Annotated in this window: 7 protein-coding genes and 1 pseudogene; 5 read left to right on the top strand and 3 right to left on the bottom strand. The window is 72.1% G+C overall.

Annotated elements, in window-relative coordinates:
- Positions 1 to 343 precede the first annotated feature (343 nt).
- Entirely contained in the window at positions 344 to 1549 is a 1206-nt protein-coding gene (locus tag AOK24_RS22970) for a cytochrome P450 family protein (protein WP_055721959.1), read from the top strand.
- A 333-nt stretch (positions 1550 to 1882) separates the two neighbouring features.
- On the opposite strand, the pseudogene AOK24_RS52510 reads toward AOK24_RS22970, so the two are convergent.
- Positions 1883 to 2140 (bottom strand): annotated as a pseudogene (locus AOK24_RS52510) (carboxylesterase family protein); the annotation flags it as partial.
- Positions 2141 to 2503: 363 nt separating this feature from the next.
- On the opposite strand from AOK24_RS52510, the gene AOK24_RS22965 reads away from it, so the two are divergent.
- The 4 genes from AOK24_RS22965 (at position 2504) to AOK24_RS22950 (ending at position 6787) form a co-directional block, all read left to right on the top strand.
- The gene (locus AOK24_RS22965) at positions 2504 to 3601 is read left to right on the top strand and encodes a DUF3592 domain-containing protein (RefSeq protein ID WP_055721958.1); all 1098 of its coding nucleotides are present in this window, start codon (positions 2504 to 2506) and stop codon (positions 3599 to 3601) included.
- Between the two features lie 10 nt (positions 3602 to 3611).
- Positions 3612 to 4469, top strand: a complete 858-nt coding sequence (locus tag AOK24_RS22960; RefSeq protein ID WP_055721957.1) for a DUF3592 domain-containing protein — start codon at positions 3612 to 3614, stop codon at positions 4467 to 4469.
- A 66-nt stretch (positions 4470 to 4535) separates the two neighbouring features.
- Positions 4536 to 6236, top strand: coding sequence for an acyltransferase (locus AOK24_RS22955; protein WP_055721956.1), 1701 nt, complete (start codon positions 4536 to 4538; stop codon positions 6234 to 6236).
- Positions 6233 to 6787: an SMI1/KNR4 family protein gene (locus tag AOK24_RS22950; RefSeq protein WP_055721955.1), complete on the top strand. Its 555-nt coding sequence runs from the start codon at positions 6233 to 6235 to the stop codon at positions 6785 to 6787. The genes AOK24_RS22955 and AOK24_RS22950 overlap by 4 nt, the downstream gene beginning before the upstream one ends.
- A gap of 2 nt (positions 6788 to 6789) precedes the next feature.
- Here AOK24_RS22950 and AOK24_RS22945 read toward each other — a convergent pair whose 3' ends face one another.
- A complete protein-coding gene (locus AOK24_RS22945; RefSeq protein WP_055721954.1) occupies positions 6790 to 7755 on the bottom strand; it encodes an aldo/keto reductase in 966 nt (321 codons plus the stop codon).
- 121 nt (positions 7756 to 7876) lie between these two features.
- Positions 7877 to 8973, bottom strand: a 1097-nt coding sequence (locus AOK24_RS22940) for an aminotransferase class III-fold pyridoxal phosphate-dependent enzyme (protein ID WP_159051953.1), incomplete at its 5' end; no start/stop codon positions are given.

Here is an 8973-nt window from a genome sequence, read left to right as displayed (position 1 = left end):
CCCCACCCCCGAGACGACCTGACCCCGGCGTTCTTCGAGCCTGAAGACATAGCCCCGCGGATCCCCGGCCAACTCCCCGTCAAGGTAAGCGGCGTACTCCCGCACGCGCCCCCGCTCCCGCACGACCATCAGGGTCCAGTGCTCGTCCTCGTCGCAGCCGGCGGAGGGGGCCTCCTCGGCGGCGGTGACGAGCCGACGCAGTTCCTCCGGGGTACGGAGTCGAAGGAGCGCTGCACGTCAGAAAGGCAGGTCCCGTTTTTCTCCCAGGAGCTGTCACGGACCCGCCCCCCGTCTTGTCACATCAGGAAGGCGGCATCGAGTCGCCCAGGACAAGGAGGGGTTCGTGGAGCGGCAAGCGGTGTATGTGCTCGATCCCACAGGTGCTGAACGGGAGGTCGAGCATCGGGTGTTGCGGGAGCGAGGCCCGGTGACGCGGGTGGACATTCTCGGGGTGGAGGTCTGGGCCGTATCCGAGCCCGGGCTGCTCAAGGAGTTACTGACCGACCCAGACGTCTCCAAGGACGCCCGGGCGCACTGGCCGGAGTTCGCCGAGGTCGTGCCCCGATGGCCGCTCGCCCTATGGGTGGCCGTCGAGAACATGTTCACGGCGTACGGCGGGAACCACCGCCGGCTGCGCCAGATGGTCGCGCCGTCGTTCACGGGGCACCGGATCAAGGCGCTGGCACCGACGGTGGAGCGGATGGTCGCCGGACTCCTGGACGCGCTACCGGCCGGCCGAGGCGTCGTGGATCTGCGGGAGCACCTCGCGTACCCGTTGCCCATCGCCGTCATCAGCCACTTGCTGGGCGTACCGCAGGACCGGGCGAACGACTTCCGCGAAGTCGTCGACGGCGTCTTCGACACGACGCTCACCCCCGCCCAGGCTCAGGCCAACACCGCGCTGCTGTACGAGAAACTCGCCCAGCTGATCCGTACGAAGCGAGACGCCCCCGGCGACGACCTCACCTCCCAGTTCATCGCGGCCCGCGACGACGACGGCACCGGTTTCACCGAGGACGAGCTGCTCGGGACGATGGTGCTGATGCTGAGCGCGGGGTACGAGACGACGGTGAACGTCATCGACCAGGCGATCACGCTCCTGCTGACACACCCCGATCAGCTGGCCCTGGTCCGTGCCCAGCGGTACGGGTGGAGGGACGTCGTCGAGGAGACCCTCCGCCTGGAACCGGCGGTCACGCACCTGCCGTTGCGCTACGCCCTCAAGGACCTCACCCTCCCCGGCGGCACGACGATCGCGAAGGGCGAGCCGATCCTCGCCTCGTACGGCGCCGCGAACCGGCACGGCGCGAACGCGGACGCCTTCGACATCACCCGCGTCGACAAGGACCACCTGGCATTCGGCCACGGCGTCCACTTCTGCCTGGGCGCCCCGCTGGCCCGCCTGGAGGTGACGGAGGCGCTGCGCCAGTTGTTCGAACGCTTCCCGGACGTCCGCCTGGCGGTCCCCGCGACCGACCTCCGCCCGCTGGCCTCCCTGATCAGCAACGGCCACCAGGAACTCCCGGTGCACCTGGGGAACCCGGCGTAAACCTATGCCGGGTTCCTCGGCCACCCCTCCACGCCGATCACCCCCGGCCCAGAGGCAGTCCGGTGGGGCACGTCCAGGGCGTGGCAGGCGTCTGAGGGCCAGGTCAGTTCGTACAGGTGGGCCGGAACTCGTCCCGGTTGTGCCCGACGACCAGTTCCACGTCCGCGTCAGCGCGGTCGGTCCCCACCGGTCGAGGTGGTCCCGCATTCGCAGGCCCACCTCGGCTTCGGGGAGCCTGCGGGGGTGTACGGCGGAGAGGTCGCCGGCCGTCGGCCGCAGCCCGAGTTCTGCGGCGAGGGCGCGGGCGATGTCCCGGGCCAGTGGGGCGGTGAACAAGCCGCTGGGGACGCTCTGTGCGATGGCTCGCCGGAACAGTCCCCGTGCGCACGACATCGTCATCAGCGCGGCGATGGGCCTGGCGCCCGCCGACTGCCCGAAGACGGTGACGCGACCGGCGTCGCCGCCGAACCCGGCGATCGAGTCGCGCACCCACTCCAGGGCGACGACCTGATCGAGGAGCCCCCGGTTGGCGGGGGCGCCCTCGATGAGCTCGAACCCCTCGGCGCCGACGCGGTAGTTGACGAGGATCACTCCGCCCACGCGGGCCAGGCGTCCGGCGTCGGCGGTGTCGCCGAACCTGTAGCCGCCGCTGCACAAGCCAGACCATGACGGTGAGCCAGTCGTCGCCGCCCGCAGAGGGGCCGTTGTCCTGCGGGACCGGCGGCCCGAAGGCGAGGCGTCCCAGGGCTGCGGCGGGCGCGGGGCCGCGAACCGCAGCTCCCCCACCGGAGGCCTGGCGTAGGGGCGGCGAGGCCGTTCTCCCGGCGGCCTCGGACCGTTCCCGCGGCCGGGCGCACCTTGGCCGTCCTCGTATCGTCAGACCGGGACGGACGGAGGACATTTCCTTCTCCGGAAGGTCTGTCGGATGTCACCCGGAACCCGCACAATCGGGCCATGACGATCACCGGGGGCGCGGCGACTCCTCAGCACACCAGGCCGTTGGAGCTCGTCCGGGGCGTGCTGGCCGGCGGGGTGATCGGGGTGTCGCTGGCCGCGTTCGTCGTCGGGATCGTCCTGGAACGGGTGCCGCTGCTGGTCGGCGCGCTGGTCCTGCCGGCCGTGTACGGGCTGCTGGTGCTGCTCGCCGGCGCGCCGGCACGGACGCGGGCGCGGGCCGTGGCGCCGCGTACGTCGCTCGCGGTGATCGAGAGCCGGGAGGTCACCCGGGGCGAGACCACCGATGTGCCGGTGACGTTCGAGGTGACGGTCGCGCCGGACGAGGCGTACGCCTTCCGGGTCCGGTTCAGGCAGGACGTCAACGTCGCCGACCTGCCCGACTACCGGCCGCGCGACGTCGTGGTGGTGGCGTACCCGCCGGACGAACCGTGGAAGGCGCGGATCGTGCGGCGGCCGACGCCGGAGTGGGAGGAGCGGGCGGCGGGCGCGCGCCTGGACCCGGTGCCGGGTCCGGTCCTGGAGAGCGATCCGGCGCAGGGGTGCGCGACCGGGTTCCTCACGCTGGTCGCGCTGCTGCTGGGGGCGGCGGCCGTGGTGTACGGGTTCCGGGGCGACCTGTTCGACTCCGACTCCCCCGCGAAGCCGTCGTCGTCCTCGTCGTCCTCGTCGTCCTCGTCGTCGTCGTCGAACACGTCGACGACGTCGACCACGGTGACCGTCACTTCGTCCACCGGGACCGTCGCCCTCGGCCCCGGCCAGTCGATGCTCGACCCCGGTGAACTGCGCCGGTCGGTCGAGTCGTTGGATCAGGGGAACCGCCGCAGGGCGATCACCGTCGTCGTACAGGAACGGCTCCTGACGGTCGTCTTCTCCCCCGTTTCCTCCCCCGGTGACGGTGCCGCCGGGTTCGATCCCCGGTCCCTGCCCTTCGACCGCGTCCCCGCGCTGGTCGAGGAGGCCGGGTCCGGGCTCGGCGCGCCGCGCGTGTGGCGGCTCACCGCCGACGGCGCGGCTCTCCAGGTCACGGTGACCGGGCGGGGCGGTACGAAGTCGCTGGAGGCGGACGGGAAGGGCACGGTCGTACGTCGAGGGTGAGGGAGGGCGCGTGGAGGTGTACCTCGCGTTGTGGTGCGCGGTGCTGGGCGTGGCCGCGCTGGCCGGGTACGGCAGGTCGCTGTCCGGGATGACCAAGGCGCAGCGGACGGTGCGGGCACCCGGGCGGATCGAGCGGGTGCGGGAGCCGAGGCACGGGGGGTCGTGCCGGGGCGGGGTGTCCGTGGTCGTCACCTACGTCGAGCCGGAGACCGGGCAGCAGGTCACCGTCACGAACGAGGGCGAGCGCGGCGAGAAGATCACGGAGGCGTGGGCGGGCCGGGAGATCGAGGTCAACCATCCGCGCGGCAGGCCGCACGCCTACGCGTTCGCCACCACGCCGACCGAGCCCGGCCGGGGGCTCGGCTGGCCGAACTTCGCGGTGTTCCTGATGTACGCCGGGTGCGTGGTGTACCTCGCGGTCGAGTACGCGTGGCCGTGGGCGCTGGTCGGGTGCTGCGGGCCGTTGGCCGTGCTGGGCGCGCTCCACCTCCCGGAGAACGTCCGCGAGAGCCGGGCCCGCAAGGAGCGGCTGGCCTCGATGGTCGCCGTACCGGGGAAGGTGATCGCGGTCCTCAAGGACGTCAGCACGGACTCCGAGGGCAGTACCACGACCACCATCACGCCGGTCGTCGCCTTCACGACCGCCGACGGCCGGGCCGTCACGGCGCACTGCCGGTCCGGCATCCCGGACCCCACCGCCTCGTACGGCCGTGACGTCACCGTCCACCACGACCCCGCCGACCCCGCCCGCTTCGTCTTCGACCCGGCGGCCGAACTCCGCTCCGAGAACCGGGAGGTGCCGCTCGTCGCCCTCGTGGTGGCGGTGCTGGCGGGAGCGGCGGCGGTGGGGGCGGTCCTGCTGCTCTGAGGCGTCGTGAGCGGGGGCGTCCGTCGGCCCTTCTCAGCGCGGGTTCCCCGGGTTAGCGTTCCTCCCGTGGATCAAGAACGGCGTTTCGACCACTGTCCCTGGCTGTTCCCCGACGAGGCCACCGACGAGGAGCGGGCCGTCCAGCGGGAGCGGCAGTCCGGCATCGGCGGGGACACCGTGGTCGGCGAGCGGTGTTACGTCGCCGGCTCGGCGGCCGTGTTCCCCGACCGGCTGCGGCTCGGGGACGACTCGTACATCGCCGCGCACGCCTATGTCACCGGGGAGTTGACGACCGGGACCGACTGCACGGTGAACCCGTTCGCGACGGTGCGGGGGACGGTCGTCCTCGGGAACGGGGTGCGGATCGGGGCGCATACGTCGCTGCTCGGGTTCAACCACTCCATGGCGCCCGACCGGCCGGTGTACCGGCAGCCGTTGACCAGCCGGGGGATCACCGTCGGGGACGACGTGTGGATCGGGTCGCACGTGGTCGTGCTGGACGGGGTGTCCATCGGGGACCACTGCGTGATCGGGGCCGGGGCGGTGGTGACGAAGGATCTTCCGGCGTGGACGATGGCGGCGGGGAACCCGGCACGGCCGTTGCGGGACCGGCGGGAGACGAAGGCGGAGGCGGGGGCTGCGAAGGGGGTCGTGCAGGCAGCTTCGGATCCGGCGGAGGCCACACAGGCGGGTGCGCCGAGGACTGACGCGCCGGAAGTCGTGCACACCGACCCCCTCGCCCGTTTCGCCGAGACCGTCCGCGCCCAGGCCGCCGACGTCATCGGCCGTTGCTGGGACGGCGACCGGTACGTCGACCGGCCCGGGGCCGCGCCCACGCTGCGCGCGCACTGCGACGCCGTCGAGATCGCGGATCTGCTGCTCGGTGCCGTGCCGGAGCAGTTGACGGCCGAGGAGCACGTGAAGCGGCTCGCCGGTACGCAGGACCCGCGAACCGGGCTCGTGCCGGAGTTCGGTGAGGCGGTGCCGGTGCCGGAGGGGGACGGGTTCATCGGGGACGGTTCCGCGCTGTACCACGTGCTGTCCGTGGGGTACGCGCTCGACCTGCTGGGCTCCGCCTTCCCTCAACCGGTGCGCGGCGTCCGGGACATGACGGCCGCTCAACTCACCGCGCGGCTCGACGAGTTGCCGTGGCGGGACAGTGCGTGGGGCGGCGGGGCGTGGATCGACGCGTGGGCGACGGCCGCGCACTGGACCGTACGGCAGGGTGCCGGCGTACAACCCGGCGCCCTGGAAGCCCTGTTCGGCTGGCTTCTCACGCGCGTCGACCCGTGGACCGGCATGTGGGGCACCCCGTCCTCCGAAGCCGGGCGCCTCCAGGTCGTGAACGGGTACTACCGCCTCACTCGGGGCTCGTTCGCCCAGTTCGGCCTCCCGGTCCCGCACCCGGAGCGGGTCGTGGACACGGTGCTCGACCACTCCCGCGACCCCCGCCACTTCGGCCCCGGCCGGGACAACGCGTGCAACGTCCTGGACGTCGCGCACCCGCTGTGGCTGTGCGGACGCCAACTGGACGGCTACCGTTCGGCGGACGTACGGGCCTGGGCGCAGCGGCAGCTCGCCGTGGTCCTCCCCCGCTGGCAGGACGGCCGGGGTCTGGCCTTCGCGTCCGGTGAACCCGGCTTGCAGGGTACGGAGATGTGGCTGGCCATCATCTGGTACCTGGCCGACCTGACCGGCCGCGCCGACACCCTCGGCTACCGCCCACGCGGCGTCCACCGCCCCGAACCCGCCGGAGCCCTCCGATGAACCGCGAAGCCGAGAACGTCCGGCGGGCCTGGGCCCGTGTCACCGAGTGGCTCGCCCGGCACGCCCCGAGAAACGCGGCCTCCCTCTGCGCCCCCGCACGGCCGAAGGAGATCACCGACGCCGAGGAGTCCCTCGGCGTCGGCTTCCCGCAGGAGCTGTGGACGTGGCTGCTGGCCAACGACGGCGTCCGCATGGCCAACGGGCATCTCGCCGAGCCGGACGGGCACTTCCTGCCGTCGGGCTGGCATCTCCTGTCGGTGGACCAGATCGTGCAGGTCTACCGGAGGCGTTCCGGGTACGCGGCCATGGAGCCGTCCCCGGACCCGGATCCGGTGGTCCTGGCCTGGCATCCCGACTGGGTGCCCTTCGCCGTCGAGACGGACTGGCTGTACGGCCTGTTCCTCGACACCGCGACCGGTGAGGTGGGCGAGTGGAGCGACGGGGACCTGAACAGGTTCGGTGTCCACGCCTCGCTCGCCGCCTACTTCGACTTCCTCGCGGACGGGATGCGCGACCGGGGCAGGGTCGAGGACGGCCGTCTCAGGTGGTGACGTCAGCTGTAGAAGTTCTTCTCCCAGCGGTGCTCGGCGAGGATCGCCAACTGCTCGGCGGTCAGCGGCGGTTCGCCGGAGAGCGCCGCGTTGCGTTCGACGTTGGCCAGTGACCGCATCCCGACGATGACCGTGGAGACGGCCTGTCCGGCGAGCGCGAACCGCAGGGCGACGGAGGGGAGTTCGGCGGGCTCGATCCCCAAGTCGGCGACGAGCGCGTCCACTCGGCTCGCGACCTGCGCCGGGCGGTCGTCGCGGAAGTACCAGTTGCGCCAGTCGCCCTCGGGGAAGGCGACGCCGGGCCGGACCGTGCCGGTGAGGGCGCCCTCGTCCAGGGCGACCCGCACGATGACGCCGACGCCGTGCTCCTCGCAGGCGGGCAACAGGGCGTCCGCCGGGGTCTGTTCGAAGATGTTGTAGATGACCTGGACGGTGTCGAGGACGCCGGTGCGCAGGACGCTCAGCACGTTCTCGGGCTGGTGGTCCTTGACGGAGATGCCGAAGTACCGGATCTTTCCCTCTTGTTTGAGGTCGGCGACCGTCTCCAGGAGGTCGCCCCGGCCGGTCCACTCGTCCTCCCAGGTGTGGAGCTGGAGCAGGTCGACGTGGTCGCGGCCGAGTTCGCGCAGGCTCGTCTCCAGGCTGGCGCGCAGGTGGGCGCCGGGGAAGGTCTCCATGGGGTCGAGTCCGCTGGTCGCGAGGGACACCGGCACCTTCGGACCGGCCTTGGTCGCCACGAACACGGTGTCGCCGGGGCGTTCGCGCAGCGCGCGTCCGACGACGCGTTCGCTGCGGTCGTACGCCCTGGCCGTGTCGATGAAGGTGACGCCCAGGTCGAGCGCGCGGTGCAGGGCGCGGACGCCGGAGTCGTCGTCGGCACCGACCCAGGCGCCCTGGCCCAGCCCCCAAGCGCCGTAGCCGATCTCGGACACGGTCGGGCCGGTGCGGCCGAGTTCGCGGTTGCGCATGTGCTGTCCAGACTTCCTGTACGACGGTCCCGGTGATCTTCGACGACCGTACCGGCGGCGCTGTGCGGTCGCCACCGGCACGGGATCACCGAAATTTTCAGTCCCCCCCGGGGGACGCGCCTCACCAGCCGTGTGTGAGGACGTCGTCCAGCGCCGCGACGAACACGTCCGCGTCGTCCCGGGTCAGGCAGAGCGGCGGTTTGATCTTCAGGACGCACTGCCGGTCCGACGTCGGCTGCATGATCACGCCGAGTTCGCGGAGGCGTTCGCAGATCGCGGTGGTCTCCTCGGTGGCCGGCTCCAGGGTCGTGCGGTCGCGGACGAACTCCACGCCGAGGTAGAGGCCGCTGCCGTGGACGGCGCCGATCAGCTCGTGCCGGTCGGCGAGTTGCCGCAGGCGCTCCTTCAAGTGCCCGCCGACGTCGAGGGCGTTGGCCTGGAGGCCCTCGTCCCTCAGCGCGTCCAGCACCGCGAGGCCGACCACCGAGCTGACAGGGCTGCCGCCCGCCGAGGAGAAGAAGTAGCCCTGCGTGCGGTAGGCGTCCGCGATCTCCCGGCGTGTGACGACCGCGCCGAGGGGGTGCCCGTTGCCCATCGCCTTCGCGACCGTGACGATGTCCGGTACGACGCCCTGCTGTTCGAACCCCCAGAAGTGGGTGCCGAGCCGGCCGTAGCCGACCTGGACCTCGTCGGCGATGCAGAGCCCGCCGGCCGCGCGGACCGCCTCGTAGACCTGTGTCAGGTAGCCGTCGGGCAGGGGCATGCCGCCCGCGTTGCCGTAGAAGGGTTCGCAGATGAACGCGCCGGGGCGGACAGCGGCGATGCGCGCGGCGGCCTGCGGGGCGTACCGGTGGGCGTCCTCGCCCCGGTGCAGGCCCCGGTAGGAGTTGGGGGCGGCGACCGTGTGGACCCAACTCGGGCGGGAGGCCAGGGCGTTGGGGTTGTCGGCGATTGAGGTGGAGACGGCGTCGCTCGCGAACGTCCAGCCGTGGTAGGCCTCTTCGACGGCGACGGTGTCCTGTCGGCCCGTTGCCGCCCAGGCGAGCCTCAGGGCCAGGTCGACCGCTTCGGAGCCGCTGTTCACGAGGAACACGGTGTCGAGGCCCTCGGGGAGCAACTCCGTGAGGCGTTCGGAGAGTTCGACGACCGAGGCGTAGTGGAAGCGGGAGTTGGTGTTCAGCTTGCGCCACTGCTTGTGGACCGCGTCGCTCAGGGCGG

Source organism: Streptomyces niveiscabiei (assembly GCF_001419795.1).
In the GTDB taxonomy this organism is placed as follows: Bacteria; Actinomycetota; Actinomycetes; order Streptomycetales; family Streptomycetaceae; genus Streptomyces; species Streptomyces niveiscabiei.
The sequence above is the reverse complement of the archived record's forward strand: the minus strand, read 5'-3'. Positions and strand labels throughout refer to the sequence as shown.

Excerpts from the sequence above, each read along its gene's own strand:
- AOK24_RS22945 (WP_055721954.1), bottom strand. The coding sequence starts at position 7,755 with ATGCGCAACCGCGAACTCGGCCGCACCGGCCCGACCGTGTCCGAGATC.
- AOK24_RS22965 (WP_055721958.1), top strand. The coding sequence starts at position 2,504 with ATGACGATCACCGGGGGCGCGGCGACTCCTCAGCACACCAGGCCGTTG.
- AOK24_RS22950 (WP_055721955.1), top strand. The coding sequence starts at position 6,233 with ATGAACCGCGAAGCCGAGAACGTCCGGCGGGCCTGGGCCCGTGTCACC.